The organism is Methylobacterium sp. J-088 (genome assembly GCF_022829295.1).
Taxonomy (GTDB): domain Bacteria; phylum Pseudomonadota; class Alphaproteobacteria; order Rhizobiales; family Beijerinckiaceae; genus Methylobacterium.
On sequence record NZ_JAKSYH010000194.1, the window covers coordinates 1 to 14,724 of the forward strand.

Genomic DNA, 14,724 nt, shown 5'->3' on the forward strand with positions numbered 1-14,724 from the left:
CCCCTTGCGGGGAGGAGTTGGAGGTGGGGGTGGCTCAGGATCGAGCGCTGCGGTGCCTTCTGCACCACCCCCACCCCTGACCCCTCCCCGCAAGGGGGAGGGGAAATACGCTTGCTCTATCGATGATTGAGAAGGGCCATAGGTGGGATACCTGCGCCTAGCCCAAACACCTTAAAAGGGCTGGGTCTCGACCTTTCGAAACCAGGACGTGATCCGGCCGCGCGACGCGTGGGACCTTGCGCTCCAGCGAGCGCCGATCAGGTCGGCAGACCCTCGACCTCGTCGTCCACCTCGGCCTCGATCTCGGCATCGACGTCGGTGGATTCGCCGGCGGCGCCCGCCGCTTCGGCCAGGCCGCGCGCGGCCTTGCGCAGGAGTTTGCGGAGCCGACGACGGTCGGTTTTGTCGAGATGGTCGAGCAACTCGGCCTCGACCTCCTCCTGGATCTGCTCGATGGCCTCGGCCTTGGCCAAACCCGCCGGGGTCAACTGGACCCGGACCACGCGGCCATCGCCCGATTCGGCACGGCGCTCGACGATCCCAAGGGCGGCGAGCCGGGTCACGGTCTTCGACGCCGTGGGCGGCCGGACCCGGAGGAGCGCGGCGAGATCGCCCATCGTCATGGTCCCGGCGCTGGCGAGCGCCTGCACCACCTGCTCCTGCCCGGCGAACAGGCCCAGCTTGGCCAGACGGTCGCCCGTGCGGGCGCGGTGCAGGCGCGCCGCCTGCACGAGGGCCCACCCGACGCTCCGCACACCGGGCGGTCGCATCTTCTTGGACGACAGCTCCTTGGACGATAGCTCTTGAGCCGCCGTCTCGCTGTCGTGTCGATCACGTTTCTGCTTGTCGCCCACCGGAGCGCCCGCGTCTGTGCCGGCGGCCGCCGGAAGATCCAGAGTCTGCACGATCCATCTCCGTCACCGGCCGCCCAGGACCCTGTGGCGCTGGCCGGTGACGCTGAGATGACGAGTTCACACTGACGATCGCTCAGCAGTGCATGAGGCGTTGCAGGCGATCGAGGATATCCTGGCCGGTGCAGGGCCGCGCGATGAAGTCGGCATGCCTGGGCATGCGGGCCGGGTCGGGGGCCGCCCGACCGGAGACTATCAGAATCGGCAGTGTCGGCCGCGCCTCCGCGACCGAGCTGGCGAGGTCGAATCCGTCCGTCTTGCCCGAGAGCTGGACGTCGGTGACGAGCCCACAGATGTCCGGGCGCGCCTGAAGTATGCTGAGCGCCCGCTCGGCGGACGCACATTGAACGGTCTCGAAGCCGCCTTCCTCCAGCACGTCGCCGAGGTCCATGATCGTCAGCGCCTCGTCCTCGACGAGGAGGATCACCGGCCGATCGCCACCCGAACCCGTCTGCTCACTCGCCACTGTGTACTCCCTCCGGCAACGTGCGACTGCGAGGGCCGCCGCACGCGTCATCAGCCTGAGGTCCAACACCAGAAACGGTTCCGGGTTGCAGCTTGACGCGGTCGCCGCTGACAGGCGGCCGGTTCCTGTGCTCAGGCTGTCACGGATGCCTGCTGGGTCACGACCGCGGTGACCGCCTCGATCAGGCGATCGAGATCCGCCGCTCCGATCGTCAGCGCCGGCGTCAGGTAGACGATGTCGCCGAACGGCCGGACCCAGACGCCCCGGGCGAGCAGCCGCGCCTTGAGGGCGGCGAGATCGGGGGCCTCGGCGAACTGGACCGCTCCGATCGCGCCGAGCACCCGGACGTCGACCACGCCGGGCACGCGCCGCAGGATTTCGAGCCCATCCGTGAACCGTGCCGCGATGGCGTGGGCCTGGGCGAGGCGCGGCTCAGTCTCGAACAGGTCGAGGCTGGCATTGGCGGCCGCGCAGGCGAGCGGATTGGCCATGAAGGTCGGGCCGTGCATCAGCGCGGCCGCGGGATCCTCGGACCAGAACGCCTCGAACACCTCCGTGCGGGCGATGGTGGCGGCGAGCGCCATCGTGCCGCCGGTCAGCGCCTTCGACAGGCACAGGATGTCGGGCACGATCCCGGCCTGTTCGCAGGCGAACAGGGTGCCGGTGCGCCCGAAGCCGGTGAAGATCTCGTCGGCGATCAGCGGCACGCCGTAGCGGCGGGCGAGATCGGCGACGGTCGCCAACACCTCCGGCGGGTGCATGCGCATGCCGCCCGCCCCCTGGACCAGCGGCTCGACGATCACCGCCGCCAGCGTGTCGCGGTGCCTCGCCAGCGCCGCGTCGAGGGCCTCGGTCTCGGCGGCGGTCCGCGGCAGATCGCAGAAAATCTGGGTGGGCAGGTAGGCGCCGAAGCGGCGGTGCATGCCCTCCTCGGGATCGCAGACCGACATCGCCCCCATCGTGTCGCCGTGATAGCCGCCGCGGAAGGCCAGCACCTGCGTCCGGCCGCTCACCCCGCGGTTGAGCCACATCTGCGCGGCCATCTTGAGAGCGACCTCCACGGCGACCGAGCCCGAATCGCTGAAAAAAACGTGGTCGAGGTCCCCCGGCAGCAGGGCGGCGAGCCGGGCCGCCAGCCGCTCGGCCGACTGATGGGTGAGGCCGCCGAACATCACGTGGGGCATCCGCGCCAGCTGGTCGGCGACGGCCTGGGCGATGTGGGGATGGTTGTAGCCGTGGACCGCCGTCCACCAGGACGCGATGCCGTCCACGAGCTCGCGGCCGTCGGCGAGGATAATGCGGCTGCCCTGGGTCGCCACCGCCTCCAGGGGCGGAGCGGCCCCGCGCATCTGGGTGTAGGGGCGCCAGAGGTGGGTGCGAGACGGGTCGAGCGTCATGCCACGGGGGATGCGCGGCCGAGGCGGCATCGGTCAAGCGGGCGCCGGCCCGGGTATCGCGCCGGTTGCCTTGACATCGACCGACCGGCTTGGCCCATCACCCTGCATGGACAGCCTCGACGCCTTCGCCCGCACGAAACTCGATGCCCTGGAGGCCGGCAGCCTGCGGCGGCGGCTGGTGCCGACCGAGCGGGGCTCCGGCGCCGCCGCGAGTCGGCAGGGCAGGGCGCTCGTGTCGTTCTCCTGCAACGATTATCTCGGCCTTTCCCACCATCCGCGCGTGATCGCGGCCGCACAGGACGCCGCGGCGACCTACGGCGCGGGGGCCGGCGGGTCCCGGCTCGTGACCGGCGATCATCCGAATCTCGGCGCGCTGGAAGCGCGGCTCGCGCGCCACAAGGGCCAGGAGGCCGCGCTGGTCTTCGGCAGCGGCTACCTCGCCAATCTCGGCATCACGCCGGCGCTCGCGGGACGCTCCGACCTCATCCTCCTCGACGAACTGTCCCACGCCTGCATGTGGGCCGGGGCGCGGCTGTCCGGCGCGCAGGTGCTGACCTTCCGCCACAACGATCCCGCCGACCTCGCGGCGATTTTGGCGGCGAACCGCGCCCGGCACGGACGCGCGCTGGTGCTCACCGAGCGGGTGTTCAGCATGGACGGCGACCGGGCGCCGCTGGCCGACATCCTGGCCGTCGCGCAGGACCACGATGCCTGGACGCTGGTGGACGATGCCCACGGGATCGGCGTCGTCGAGGACGGGCCACGGGCGCCCCTGGAGATGGGCACCCTGTCGAAGGCGCTGGGTTCTTACGGCGGCTATCTCTGCGCCTCGCAAGCGGTGATCGACCTGATGGTGAGCCGCGCCCGCAGCTTCGTCTACACCACCGGCCTGCCGCCGGCCTCGGCCGCCGCCGCGCTGGCGGCGCTGGCGATCCTGGAAGACGAGCCGGAGCGGCGCGCCCGGCCCCTCGACCTCGCCCGGCGCTTCACCGCCCGCCTCGGCCTGCCCGAGGCGGAGAGCGCCGTCGTGCCGGTGCTGATCGGCGAGGCGCAACGGGCGCTCGACATCTCGGCGGCCTTGGAGGCGCAGGGCTACCTCGTGGTGGCGATCCGCCCGCCGACCGTGCCGGCCGGGACCGCGCGGCTGCGGGTCGCCTTCTCGGCCGCCCACGCGGAAGCGCAGGTCGATGCGCTGGCCGATGCGGTGGCACGACTGACCGGGCGTCTCTGACCGGGCGTCTCTGACCGCGCTTTCCGTCCGCCGCGCGCGCACTTATACGAGGCCCGGACGGGGCGCGCGGCGCTCCGCAACGCCCGTCGCCGACGAGCGGGCGAGACCCGGGATCAAGAGGACGACGCCCATGGACGCCAGCGCGCTGCGAGCCCTTCAGGCTCCGATCAAGGACACGTACCGCAACGCGCCGGACGCCGCGATGATCACCCTGAAGGCGAAGGGCACGCTGGACGACACCAAGATCGCCTGCAAGGTCGAGACCGGCCGCGCCATCGCGGAGGCCGGGCTGCACCCGGCGACCGGCGGCTCGGGCGCGGAGCTGTGCTCGGGCGACATGCTACTGGAGGCTCTGGTCGCCTGCGCAGGCGTGACGCTCAAGGCGGTGGCAACCGCGCTGGAAATCCCGCTGCGGGCCGGCACGGTCAGCGCCGAGGGCGATCTCGATTTCCGCGGCACGCTCGGCGTCGACAAGGAGGCGCCGGTCGGCTTCCGCAACATCCGCCTGTTCTTTAAGCTCGATACGGATGCCTCGGAAGAGAAGCTGGCGCAGCTCCTGAAGCTCACCGAGCGCTACTGCGTCGTGTTCCAGACGCTCAACCACAAGCCCGCGTTGTCGGTGGCCGTCACGACGGCATGACGGGGAGGGGATCATGAGCGGCGGCATCACCCAGACCGAATACTGGAACGGCGAGGTCGGCGCGCGCTGGGCCCGCAACCAAACGGTGCTCGACGCGGTGTTCGCGCCGCTGACCGAGGCGCTGTTCGACCGCGCGGGGCTGAATCTCGGTGCCACGGTGCTCGATATCGGCTGCGGCTCGGGGGCGACAACGGTCGAGGCTGCGCGCCGGGTCGGGGCCGCCGGCCGCGTCACGGGTGCGGATATCTCGGCGCCGCTCCTCGCGGTCGCCCGGGCCCGGGTCGGCCGCGAAGCCCCCGGCGCCGCCCCGGTCACCTTCGTCGAAGCCGACGTCGAGCAGGCGGATCTCGGCACGTTCGACGCCGCCCTGTCCCGGTTCGGCGTGATGTTCTTCCCGGATTCGCTGCGCGCCTTCGCCAATATCCGCCGGATGCTGCGGCCTGCCGGGCAGCTGACCTTCCTCTGCTGGCGCGCGCTGCCCGAGAACCTGTGGGTTCAGGTGCCGCGCGAGGCCGTGATGCCATTGCTGTCGGAGGTGCCGCCGCCCCCGGCACCCGATACGCCAGGGCCGTTCCGCTTCGCGGATGCGGACGGGCTCGGGGCCTTGCTGCGGAACGCCGGGTTCGGGACCGTCTCCTGTGCGGCGCTCGACCGGGACGTCATCCTCGGCCGGGGCGACACCGACGCGGAGGCCGCCGCGGCGGCAGCGCATGTGGCGCTGAACCTCGGCCCGACCTCGCACCTCGTCCGCGAGGCCGAACCGGATCTCCGGGCGCGGGCCGAGGCTGTGGTGACGGAGGCCCTGATCCGGCACGCGTCGGGCGGCGCGGTACGCCTGCGCGCGGCGTGCTGGCTCGTCCAGGCCGGGTGAAGGACGGCGTCCGGCTCGGTTTCGAGCCGCGTCGCGGCCATTCCTGCGCTGGGTCCCGGGCCGCATTCCGCTGGCGCTGCACCAATCCGGGAGCCGGTAGAGGACGCGCCGCGAAGCGGCTCCTGTCCTTTCCTCAAAGCCCCAGCGCACCGCCATCCGAGCGCGGATCGTGCGTGGCCTCGATCCGGCCGTTGCGGGGGTGGCGCACCAGCATCCCGGCATGGCCCAGCGAATCGATGTAGGGCCCGCCGAGTTCCTCGATCTCGTGGCCGAGCCGGCCCAGAGCCGCGATGCAGGCCGGATCGAAACGATCCTCCACCTTCACGCTGAGCGAGGGCGCCCCCCAGGTCCGGCCATAGAGCAGCCGCGGGGCATCGACGGCGCCCGCCACGGAGAGCCCGTAATCGGCGTAGCGGCTGAAGATCTGGGCCTGGAATTGCGGCTGCCCGTCGCCGCCCATGCTGCCGTAGCTCATCACCCTTCCATCGTCGAAGGCGGCCAGCGCCGGGATCAGGGTGTGGAACGGGCGCCGGCCCGGCTCAAGCGGGTTCACGGCCTGCGGGTCGAGGGAGAACGACATGCCCCGGTTCTGCCAGCAGATCCCGGTCGCCGGCAGAACCGTGCCGGAGCCGTATTCCCAATAGACCGACTGGATGTAGGAGACCGCAAGCCCGTCGCCGTCGATCGCCCCCATCCAGACCGTGTCGCCGTGGCCCGGATCGGGCAGGGGCACCTGGGCGGCGCGGCGCATGTCCACCTGCGCGGCTTCACGGGCGAGGCGCTCCGGCGTCAGGAAGCCGGCGGGGTCGTGCCGCAGGCGGTTGAAGTCGGTCACCACCCGATCACGGATCGCGAAGGCCCGCTTCGTCGCCTCGATCAGCCCGTGGTAATGGGCGGTGGTCTCGGCCTCGGCGATGTTCAGCCGGTCGAAGATCCCGAGGATCAGCAGCGCCGCGAGCCCCTGGGTCGGGGGCGGGAAGTTGTAGAGCGTCGCGTCGCGGCGGCGGATCGACAGGGGCGCCCGCTCGACCGCGGCAAACGCTTCGAGATCCGCCCGGGTCACCGGCGCGCCCAGGCGCTCCAGATCGGCGGCGATCTCCCGGCCGATATCGCCGCGGTAGAAATCGCCGAGCCCCGCATGGGCGAGCTGCTCCAGGGTGGCGGCGAGCCTGGGCAGGGCCCTGATCTCGCCGGCCGGGTAAGGTTTTCCGTCCTTCAGGAAGGTTTTCGAAAAATTCGGGACGTCGTGGAGCGTGTCGAGTTCCTGGGGCACGTAGCGCGCCTCCGAGGGCGAGACCGGCACGCCCTCCCGCGCCTGCTTGATCGCATCCGCCAGCAGGCTCTCCAGGGGCAGGCGGCCGCCCAGCGCTCGCGCCAGTTCCAGGGCGAGGCGCCAGCCGCCGACGGCGCCCGCCACCGTCACCATCGCGTCCGGCCCCCGCGCGGGGATCGCCTCGTAGTCCTTCTCGCGGTAGCGCTGGATCGTGGCGAGCCGCCCGGCCGGGCCGCAGGCCTCGATGCCGCGCACCCGGCCGCCGCGCTCGCGCACCAGCCAGAAGCCGTCGCCGCCGATGCCGTTCATGTGCGGGTAGACCACCGCGATGGAGGCGGCCATCGCCACCATCGCCTCGATCGCGTTGCCGCCCTGGGCCAGCACGGTCTGGCCGGCCTGCGCGGCGAGATGATGGGGCGCCGCGACGGCGGCGGCGGTGAAGACGGGGGTCTCGGGCATCGCGGGTCCTGTGGTGTCCGGGCCGCAGGGTTAGGCGAGCGCGCGGATCCTGCAAAGGGCGTGCAGGTACAAGATCTTCGCCATGCTATGCTGCGCCGATCCCATCCCGCAGAAGCGGCCGATGCTCCGGAAGTTCACGCCCCGTCTCGCGATCGGCCTCGGCCTTGCGGCCGCACCGGCCGCGGCGCAGCAGCAGGTGCCGCGCGTCTTCGAGGGCGCGGGCGGGGATCCGCGCATCTCGGTCTCGCAGCCGGAGACGACCAGCCAGGCGTCGGGGGGCTTCGTCCGCTCGGTCGAGCCCTATCTCGGGCCGCTCGCCGATCCCCTCGGGATCCGGCCGGTGCTGAAGGCGCGCGGCATCGAATACAGCCTGACCTATATCGTCGACGTCCTCGGCAACCCGGTCGGCGGGCTCCGCCAGGGCGCGATCGTCGAGGATCGCCTGAACCTGCGGCTCAATCTCGACCTCGACCGGCTGGCGGGCTGGCAGGGGGCCACGGTCCATGCCAACGCCTACTTCATCCACGGCACCGGCCTGTCGCGCTATTATGTCGGCAACCTGCTGACCACGAGCGTCATCGAGGCGCTGCCCGCGTCGCGGCTCTACGTGCTCTGGTTCGACCAGAGCCTGATGGACGGCCAGCTCGGCATCCGCATCGGCCAACAGGCCGCCGACACCGAGTTTTTCGTCAGCCAGACCGCGACCCTGTTCGTGAATTCCACCTTCGGCTGGCCTGCGATCACCGGGCTCGACCTGCCGAGCGGCGGCCCGGCCTACCCGCTGGCGGCCCCGGCGATCCGGGCCAAGTACGTGCCCGGCAACGGCTTCTCCCTGCAGGTCGGGCTGTATGACGGCGATCCGGCCGGGGCGAACCGGCCGGGCCAGGATCCGGAGGCGCAGCGCCTCGACCGGACCGGCACGAATTTCCGCCTCAACGATCCGGCCCTGTTCATCGCGGAGGCGACCTACGCCTACAATATCGCACCGGGGTCCAGGGGCCTGCCCGGCGACATCACCCTCGGCGGCTGGCAGCATTTCGGCCGGTTCGACAGCCTGCGCTTCGACATCACCGGCGTGCCGCTGGCCGACCCGAACGCCACCGGCATCGGCCGGCCGGTGCGCGGCAATGCCGGGATCTACGCGATCTACGATCAGACCCTGTACCGGGAATCGGGCAAGGACGACGAGGGTCTCGGCTTCTTCGTGCGCGCCGCGTGGTCGCCGACCCGGTCCAGCCTGATCGACGCCTACGTGGATACCGGTCTCGCCTACAAGGGCCTGTTCGAGGGCCGCGACGACGATACGCTGGGCATCGGCTTCGCCTATGCGCGGATCAGCGACGAGGCCCAGCGCGCCGACCGGGACACGATCCTCTACACCGGCCTGCCGAGTCCCCGGCGCCGCGCCGAGAGGGTGCTGGAGGCGACCTATCAGGCGGTGGTCGTGCCGGGCTTCACGGTGCAGCCGGACGCGCAGTACATCATCCGCCCGGGCGCGGGCGTCGCCGGTCCGGACGGCCGCCGGCTGCGCAACGCGGCGGTGCTCGGGCTGCGCGCCACCGTGCAGTACTGACCCGCCCTGCGACGGTGGCACCGGAAACGGTCCCGCTGCCCAGCCTCTTTCACGAGCATGTTGATCTTCGAGTGGGTCGTCGGCGTCCTGTTCGGCGCCGTCCTCCTGGCTGGTCTGGCGCGTCGCCTGGGTGCGCCCTATCCGGCCTTCCTGGCGCTGGGGGGCATCGGCCTCGCCTTCGTGCCCGGCGTGCCGAACCTGCGGCTCGATCCCGAACTCGCCCTCGCGCTGTTCCTGGCCCCCGTCCTGCTGGATGCCGGCTTCGACGCCTCCGTGCGGGACATGACGGTGAACTGGCGTCCGATCCTCGGGCTCGCGGTCGGCGCCGTGGTGGTGGTGACGCTGGCCGTGGCGATCGTGGCGCACCTGATCGTGCCCGACATGCCGTTCTCCGCCTGCATCGTCCTCGGCGCGGTGGTGGCGCCTCCCGACGCGGTGGCGGCGCTGGCGGTGCTCAAGCACGCGCCGATGCCCCATCGGCTCGCCACGATCCTGCGCGGCGAGAGCCTGCTGAACGACGCCGCCTCCCTGTTGATCTACCGGCTCGCGGTTGCCGCCGCGACGGCGGGCAGCTTCCACCCGGCCGAGGTGGCGCCGGCCTTCCTGCTCGGTGTCGTGGCGAGCCTCCTGGTCGGACCCGGACTCGGCCTGCTGTTCGTCGCCTTGACCCGGCGGGTCACCGACCCGGCGAGCGCCATCGTGATGCAGTTCGTCACCGCCTTCGGGATCTGGCTGGCGGCCGAGCGGCTCGAACTGTCGGGGGTGCTGACGATCGTGACCTTCGCGGTCACGGTCGCCCGCCGGGCGCCGGGGATCACGGCGCCCCGGGCCCGGGTGATCTCCTACGCGGTCTGGGACACGGCGGTGTTCGTGCTCAACGTCCTGGCCTTCGTGCTGATCGGGATCCAGATCGGCCCGATCCAGGAGCGGTTGTCCGGCGCGGATGCGCAGCAGGCGCTGATCCTGGCCGGGGCGACCTTCACGACCGTCGTGGTGACCCGGCTCGCCTGGGTGATGCCGACCACCGGCCTGCGCGGTTTCGGCCTGCGGCAGGCGGGGGCGCAAGCCCGGCTCGGCCCGGGGCTGGCGCTCTCCTGGGCGGGGATGCGCGGCATCGTGACGGTGGCCGCTGCCTTGGCGCTGCCCGCCGATTTCCCGCGCCGGGATCTCGTTGTGGTCGCAGCCTTCGTCACCGTGCTGGGCACTTTGGTCGTGCAGGGCCTGACCCTGCGCCCGCTGCTGGCGCATCTGAAGCTGGAGGACGACGACCCCGTGGGGCGCGAGACCGGACGCGCCCGGGCGGCCGCCTACAAGGCGGCGCTGGATTCCCTCGCGGAGGCCGAGGACGAGCCGGCGACCGACGCCCTGCGCGCCGAGTTCCGCGCGGCGCTCGCAGAGGCCGAGGAGCACGAGGAGGGCCGCGCCCCGGAGAGCCTGCCGGCCGATGCGGCCCGGCGCCGGGCCGTCGAGGCGGCCCGCGACGCGGTCCTGACCCTCCGCCACCGCGGCCGGATCGGCGACGACGCCTATTACCTGCTGGAGGAGGAGTTCGACTGGGCCGAACTCAGCGCCACGCCGAAGGCGGAGACGTAAGGGCGCTCGGTTACACGCCCTTGCGCACGGCGACCCTCGCCTCGATCGCGTCCCAGACCGCCACGGACAGATCCGGCCCGCCGAGCCGCTGGATCGCCCGGATGCCGGTGGGGGAGGTGACGTTGATCTCGGTCAGATGGCCGTCGATCACATCGATCCCCACGAGGATCAGACCCCGCCGCGCCAGTTCCGGGCCGATCGTGGCGCAGATCTCGCGCTCGCGCTCGGTCAGCTCGGAAGCCGAGGCGGCGCCACCCCGAACCATATTGGAGCGGATGTCGTTCGCCGCCGGCACGCGGTTGACCGCGCCCATGGCGACGCCGTCCACCAGGATGATGCGCTTGTCGCCCTCGGTCACCCGGTCGAGATAGCGCTGGACCACCCACGCCTCCCGGAAGGTCGTGGCGAACAAGTCGAACATCGAGCCGAAGTTCGGGTCCTTCTCGGTCACCTTAAACACCGCCGCGCCGCCGTGGCCGTGCAGCGGCTTCATCGCCACCGTGCCGTGCTCCAGCCGGAACGCCTCGATCTCCGCCTTGTCGCGGCTGATCAGGGTCGGCGGCATCAACTCGGGGAAGTCGAGGACGAACAGCTTCTCCGGGGCGTTGCGCACCTCGAAGGGGTCGTTCACCACGAGCGTCTCCGGGTGGATCCGCTCCAGCATGTGGGTGGCCGTGATGTAGGCCATGTCGAACGGCGGATCCTGGCGCATCAGCACCACGTCGGCCTCGGCGAGGTCGATCCGCTCCGGCGGCGTCAAGGTGAAATGCGCACCCTCGACATCCTGCACGGTCAGCCGCTCGACCCGCGCGGTCACCCGGCGGCCCTGCATCGAGAGCCGGTCCGGCGCGTAATACAGCAGGGAATGCCCCCGCCGCTGGGCTTCCAGCAGCAAGGCAAAGGTCGTGTCCCCCGCGATCCGGATATTCTGGATGGGGTCCATCTGGACGGCGACGGTCAGGCCCATCCGAAACGCCCCTTGCCAACGCCGCGCATCATGATCGCCGTTCGTCTCACTCGTCGGACATCGACTTGCCGCCCGTGCGCTTGTCGTAGTCGCCGATCGCCGCGCGACACTCGGGCGACAGGCGCTTGCGATTGCGCGTCATGCATTTTTCCGCGTCCGGGCTGTTCGGGTCGACGCCGGCGCAGAGACGGAAATAGTCGTTGGCGCAACCGAGCTGCAGGCCCTGGTCCTCGCGCTGGGCGTAGGCGGGGCCGGCAGCGAGCACGAGCAGTGCCAGCGCAGGCAGCCCACGGCGGCGGACGGCGCGCAGGGATCGTTCCGGAACCAGTCGCATTCAGCGGTGTCCTCAAATCTCGATCGGGCGGAGAACCGATGCGACGGTCCCCCCTCCACCCGCATCCGGCATATCGGTCGCGCCGGGCGCTAGGCAAGCGCCGGCGGTTCGACGGAGTGCCACGTGGTGCCGGCTCGCCGGAGTGTGGCCTCTGGGCCGCAGCGCCGGATCGGCGCCTCCGCGGAGGCGCACATAAGAAAGGGCCCCACCCGGTTTCGGGCAGGGCCGCAAGTCGAAGGGAGGAAACGCCCGCCATGGGCAGATGAGACTTCGCAAATCGCGGGCCAACCGGTCTAAGGATTTCGTTACCGGTCAATCGGGCCGAAAGAGTCCGTTAACCACCCCGTGATGGATTGCCGTCGTAGCCCTTGCCGACGCCCTCAGAGGGCCCGGGCCGGACGCTCGGACCGCCGACAGGAGCCGGAGACCATGACGCCTTTCAAACCGCTGGAGACCGCCGACCGCCCGAGCATCCGGTTCGGCGCGATAAGCGAACCTACCCCCGCCACGTACGCCCGCGTGATTCCCTTCCCCGGGCCCGAGGCACGACGGGCCCGCCGGATCCCGCGCTCGGGTGAGCCCCGGGGCGAGATCTTGCTGTTCCTCGGCGTGCGCTACGAGCGCCTCGCGTCCTGACGGCATCCGGGGGATGCCAGAGCCGCGCCGCGACGTGCCCGCGCCAGCCCGCCTCCTGCCCGCCTGTGTGGCGCTGGCGCTGCTCGCCGCCTGCACGCAGAGCGGTGATTTCGGCCGGCCGCGGACGGGCGTCTGGAACGGGCTGATCGATACCACCGGCAGCTTCAGCACCCACGACCGCGGGCGGCTCCTGCTCGATTCCGGGCTGACCGACGACGAGCAGGCCCTGCGTGATCGCGCATGGCGGTTCGTGCAGCCCGCCAGCACCTTCTCGGCCTTCCAGGATCTGCTCCTGGGCCTCGCCAGCGCCCACGCGATGCCGCCGACCTGGCGGTACGACGAGATCGGCGCCTACTACGACGCTCTGACCGCCGAGCCCTCGCGCTCGCCGGTCTCCCGGTACCGGCAGCTCGGTGACGATGCGACCGCGGATGCCCGGCTGATCCCGCTCTTCACGGCGCTGGCCGCCCGGGTGATCGACGCGGATGCCGCGCGCCTGCGCAGTCTGCCCTTCGCCAAGACACTCGACGTCGCCGACGTTCAGGACGCGGCCCGGCGCGTCGCCGAGAATCGTTGCGTGATCGCCTGGGTGCGGATCGAGGCCGGCCTGCGGCTGGCCCGCTACCGCTTCGCCCTGGAGCACCTGTTCGCCGCGGCGCCGGCGCCCGAATCGGTCACGGCCGAGCGGTCCATCATGATGCTGGCGGCCCGGCGTAACCTCTTGGACCCGCTCCTGCCCGTAGATGCCGCCGCACGATGCGGGCTCGAAGCGGTGCCGCTGCCGGTGGCGCAGGCCGCGCCACTCGTCGTCAAGAATTGAGGACCGGCCGGAGCCGGCACGGTCAGGGACGGCCAACGACGACCGACATCCGGATCCGAGGCAGCGCACGACATTGCAGCGCTCAACCTCCGTTACGGGAATAGACGGTCGGATTGCCGAGTCCGATGATCGGGGCGCACGACGGCAAGGCAACGCATCCATGGCTGCGCAAGACATTGTCGGGACGGGTGCTGCCGGGCGCGCCGGATGACGCCGCTCGCCCGCGCACGCTTCAGCCAGCTCATCCTCCCGCGGCTCGACGAAGGCTACCGGCTCGCGCGCTGGCTCACCGGCGACGCGACCGACGCCGAGGACGTAATGCAGGAGGCGTGTCTCCGGGCCTACCGGGCGATCGAGACCTTCGCCGAGGGCAACGCGCGCGCGTGGTTCCTGACCATCGTCCGCAACACCGGGTACTCCTGGCTGCAGCGGCACCGGCCCCGCACGGTGGTCTTCGCCGACGACCTGGATCCGGTCGCCCGCGCCGAGCTGGACACGGGCGGCCCCTCGATTCAGGCCCCAGAGACGCCCGAGGCGGCCCTCATCGCGCACGACGACGCGCGGCATCTCACCCGGGCGATCGAAACGCTGCCGGTCCCATTCCGAGAGGCGCTGGTGCTGCGCGAGTACCACGGCCTCGGCTACCGGGAGATCGCCGAGGTGACGGGGGTGCCGGTCGGGACCGTGATGTCCCGCCTCGGACGCGCCCGGCAGAGGCTGCTCGAACAATTCCCGCGAGATCAACGATGACCGGCGACGACGAGACGCTCCTCCTCCTCAGCGCCTATTGCGACGGCGAGTTGTCGCCCGGCGAGGTGCTCGCCATGGAGCGCCGGCTCGCGGCGGAGCCTGAATTGCGGGCGACGGCCGACCGGCTCCGTGACCTCTCGGCCAGCCTGCGCGGAACGCTGCCGGGCGCGCCAGCGCCGGAATCGCTGCGTGGACGCGTGGTGCAGACAATCGGCTTCGTTGACGCCGCCCCGAGCCGCAACTGGTCCGGGTCCTGGCGCATGCTCGCCGCGACTCTGGTGTTCGGCATCGCCGTCGGCGCGTCGATCGGCGGAGGCGCCGTCTACCTCGACCAACACGGTGCCGCGCCGACCACGAGCGAGGCCGTGCTCGCCAGCCACCTGAGAGGGCTCGCCGCGCCGCAGCCGTTCGACATCGCCTCCTCCGACGGGCACGTCGTCAAGCCCTGGTTCAACGGGCGCACACTCCTCGCGCCGGACGCACCCGATCTGGCGGACCAGGGTTTCCCCCTCATCGGCGGTCGGATCGACATCGTCGCAGGCAAGCTCGTCCCGACCCTCGTCTATCGACACGACCGCCACGTCATCAGCGTCACCGTCGTCCCAGCCACCGCCGGCCCGCCGGAGGGTGAGGAGCGCCGGGAGGGGTCCACGATCCTGCGGTGGAACGCCGGCGACCTGACCTACTGGGTGGTGTCCGATCTCAACGCACGCGCGCTGCGAAGCTTCATCGACCTGTTCCAGTCGCGGATTACGCGACAGGGGTGAGCGATCCTGCGCGCGCCCGGGAATAAGTCCGCGGCT

15 protein-coding genes are annotated in these 14,724 nt (G+C 71.4%); 9 read left to right on the forward strand and 6 right to left on the reverse strand.

Features of this window, described 5'->3' with window-relative positions:
* Positions 1-257: 257 nt before the first annotated feature.
* The 3 genes from MKK63_RS21645 to MKK63_RS21655 form a co-directional block, all read right to left on the reverse strand.
* A complete protein-coding gene (locus tag MKK63_RS21645; RefSeq protein ID WP_244005488.1) occupies positions 258-905 on the reverse strand; it encodes a MarR family winged helix-turn-helix transcriptional regulator in 648 nt (215 codons plus the stop codon).
* 82 nt (positions 906-987) lie between these two features.
* A complete protein-coding gene (locus MKK63_RS21650; protein WP_243916691.1) occupies positions 988-1,377 on the reverse strand; it encodes a response regulator in 390 nt (129 codons plus the stop codon).
* 131 nt (positions 1,378-1,508) lie between these two features.
* Positions 1,509-2,774, reverse strand: coding sequence for an adenosylmethionine--8-amino-7-oxononanoate transaminase (locus tag MKK63_RS21655; RefSeq protein ID WP_244005490.1), 1,266 nt, complete (start codon positions 2,772-2,774; stop codon positions 1,509-1,511).
* Positions 2,775-2,880: 106 nt separating this feature from the next.
* On the opposite strand from MKK63_RS21655, the gene MKK63_RS21660 reads away from it, so the two are divergent.
* The 3 genes from MKK63_RS21660 (at position 2,881) to MKK63_RS21670 (ending at position 5,516) form a co-directional block, all read left to right on the forward strand.
* Positions 2,881-4,005: an aminotransferase class I/II-fold pyridoxal phosphate-dependent enzyme gene (locus MKK63_RS21660; RefSeq protein ID WP_244005491.1), complete on the forward strand. Its 1,125-nt coding sequence runs from the start codon at positions 2,881-2,883 to the stop codon at positions 4,003-4,005.
* A 130-nt stretch (positions 4,006-4,135) separates the two neighbouring features.
* Complete coding sequence (locus MKK63_RS21665; protein ID WP_244005492.1) at positions 4,136-4,645, forward strand: OsmC family protein; 510 nt, start codon at positions 4,136-4,138, stop codon at positions 4,643-4,645.
* A 13-nt stretch (positions 4,646-4,658) separates the two neighbouring features.
* Positions 4,659-5,516: a class I SAM-dependent methyltransferase gene (locus MKK63_RS21670; RefSeq protein WP_244005493.1), complete on the forward strand. Its 858-nt coding sequence runs from the start codon at positions 4,659-4,661 to the stop codon at positions 5,514-5,516.
* Positions 5,517-5,649: 133 nt separating this feature from the next.
* On the opposite strand, the gene MKK63_RS21675 is transcribed toward MKK63_RS21670, so the two are convergent.
* Positions 5,650-7,248 carry a gamma-glutamyltransferase family protein gene (locus MKK63_RS21675; RefSeq protein WP_244005494.1) on the reverse strand — a complete coding sequence of 533 codons (1,599 nt, stop codon included), beginning with the start codon at positions 7,246-7,248 and terminating at the stop codon, positions 5,650-5,652.
* A gap of 121 nt (positions 7,249-7,369) precedes the next feature.
* Here MKK63_RS21675 and MKK63_RS21680 point away from each other — a divergent pair, with 121 nt between their 5' ends.
* Positions 7,370-8,821 (forward strand): carbohydrate porin, encoded by a 1,452-nt coding sequence (locus MKK63_RS21680; protein WP_244005495.1) that lies wholly within the window; start codon positions 7,370-7,372, stop codon positions 8,819-8,821.
* A 57-nt stretch (positions 8,822-8,878) separates the two neighbouring features.
* Positions 8,879-10,414 (forward strand): cation:proton antiporter, encoded by a 1,536-nt coding sequence (locus tag MKK63_RS21685; protein WP_244005496.1) that lies wholly within the window; start codon positions 8,879-8,881, stop codon positions 10,412-10,414.
* Between the two features lie 10 nt (positions 10,415-10,424).
* Here MKK63_RS21685 and gshB read toward each other — a convergent pair whose 3' ends face one another.
* Positions 10,425-11,381 carry a glutathione synthase gene (gene gshB, locus MKK63_RS21690; protein WP_244005497.1) on the reverse strand — a complete coding sequence of 319 codons (957 nt, stop codon included), beginning with the start codon at positions 11,379-11,381 and terminating at the stop codon, positions 10,425-10,427.
* A 46-nt stretch (positions 11,382-11,427) separates the two neighbouring features.
* Positions 11,428-11,715: a hypothetical protein gene (locus tag MKK63_RS21695; protein WP_244005498.1), complete on the reverse strand. Its 288-nt coding sequence runs from the start codon at positions 11,713-11,715 to the stop codon at positions 11,428-11,430.
* A 429-nt stretch (positions 11,716-12,144) separates the two neighbouring features.
* Here MKK63_RS21695 and MKK63_RS21700 point away from each other — a divergent pair, with 429 nt between their 5' ends.
* The 4 genes from MKK63_RS21700 (at position 12,145) to MKK63_RS21715 (ending at position 14,688) form a co-directional block, all read left to right on the forward strand.
* Positions 12,145-12,351, forward strand: a complete 207-nt coding sequence (locus tag MKK63_RS21700) for a hypothetical protein (RefSeq protein WP_244005499.1) — start codon at positions 12,145-12,147, stop codon at positions 12,349-12,351.
* Positions 12,352-12,364: 13 nt separating this feature from the next.
* Entirely contained in the window at positions 12,365-13,171 is an 807-nt protein-coding gene (locus MKK63_RS21705; RefSeq protein WP_409564538.1) for a hypothetical protein, read from the forward strand.
* Between the two features lie 207 nt (positions 13,172-13,378).
* Positions 13,379-13,921: a sigma-70 family RNA polymerase sigma factor gene (locus tag MKK63_RS21710; protein WP_244005501.1), complete on the forward strand. Its 543-nt coding sequence runs from the start codon at positions 13,379-13,381 to the stop codon at positions 13,919-13,921.
* Positions 13,918-14,688 (forward strand): anti-sigma factor family protein, encoded by a 771-nt coding sequence (locus tag MKK63_RS21715; protein ID WP_244005502.1) that lies wholly within the window; start codon positions 13,918-13,920, stop codon positions 14,686-14,688. Before MKK63_RS21710 ends, MKK63_RS21715 begins: the two co-directional genes overlap by 4 nt.
* Positions 14,689-14,724: the final 36 nt, after the last annotated feature.

What these genes read in the sequence shown, in the direction of transcription:
- MKK63_RS21675 (WP_244005494.1), bottom strand. Translation starts at nt 7,248, where the DNA reads ATGCCCGAGACCCCCGTCTTCACCGCCGCCGCCGTCGCGGCGCCCCAT.
- MKK63_RS21695 (WP_244005498.1), bottom strand. Translation starts at nt 11,715, where the DNA reads ATGCGACTGGTTCCGGAACGATCCCTGCGCGCCGTCCGCCGCCGTGGG.
- MKK63_RS21715 (WP_244005502.1), top strand. Translation starts at nt 13,918, where the DNA reads ATGACCGGCGACGACGAGACGCTCCTCCTCCTCAGCGCCTATTGCGAC.
- MKK63_RS21670 (WP_244005493.1), top strand. Translation starts at nt 4,659, where the DNA reads ATGAGCGGCGGCATCACCCAGACCGAATACTGGAACGGCGAGGTCGGC.
- MKK63_RS21705 (WP_409564538.1), top strand. Translation starts at nt 12,365, where the DNA reads ATGCCAGAGCCGCGCCGCGACGTGCCCGCGCCAGCCCGCCTCCTGCCC.
- MKK63_RS21665 (WP_244005492.1), top strand. Translation starts at nt 4,136, where the DNA reads ATGGACGCCAGCGCGCTGCGAGCCCTTCAGGCTCCGATCAAGGACACG.
- gshB (WP_244005497.1), bottom strand. Translation starts at nt 11,381, where the DNA reads ATGGGCCTGACCGTCGCCGTCCAGATGGACCCCATCCAGAATATCCGG.
- MKK63_RS21710 (WP_244005501.1), top strand. Translation starts at nt 13,379, where the DNA reads ATGACGCCGCTCGCCCGCGCACGCTTCAGCCAGCTCATCCTCCCGCGG.
- MKK63_RS21680 (WP_244005495.1), top strand. Translation starts at nt 7,370, where the DNA reads ATGCTCCGGAAGTTCACGCCCCGTCTCGCGATCGGCCTCGGCCTTGCG.
- MKK63_RS21685 (WP_244005496.1), top strand. Translation starts at nt 8,879, where the DNA reads ATGTTGATCTTCGAGTGGGTCGTCGGCGTCCTGTTCGGCGCCGTCCTC.
- MKK63_RS21660 (WP_244005491.1), top strand. Translation starts at nt 2,881, where the DNA reads ATGGACAGCCTCGACGCCTTCGCCCGCACGAAACTCGATGCCCTGGAG.
- MKK63_RS21655 (WP_244005490.1), bottom strand. Translation starts at nt 2,774, where the DNA reads ATGACGCTCGACCCGTCTCGCACCCACCTCTGGCGCCCCTACACCCAG.
- MKK63_RS21700 (WP_244005499.1), top strand. Translation starts at nt 12,145, where the DNA reads ATGACGCCTTTCAAACCGCTGGAGACCGCCGACCGCCCGAGCATCCGG.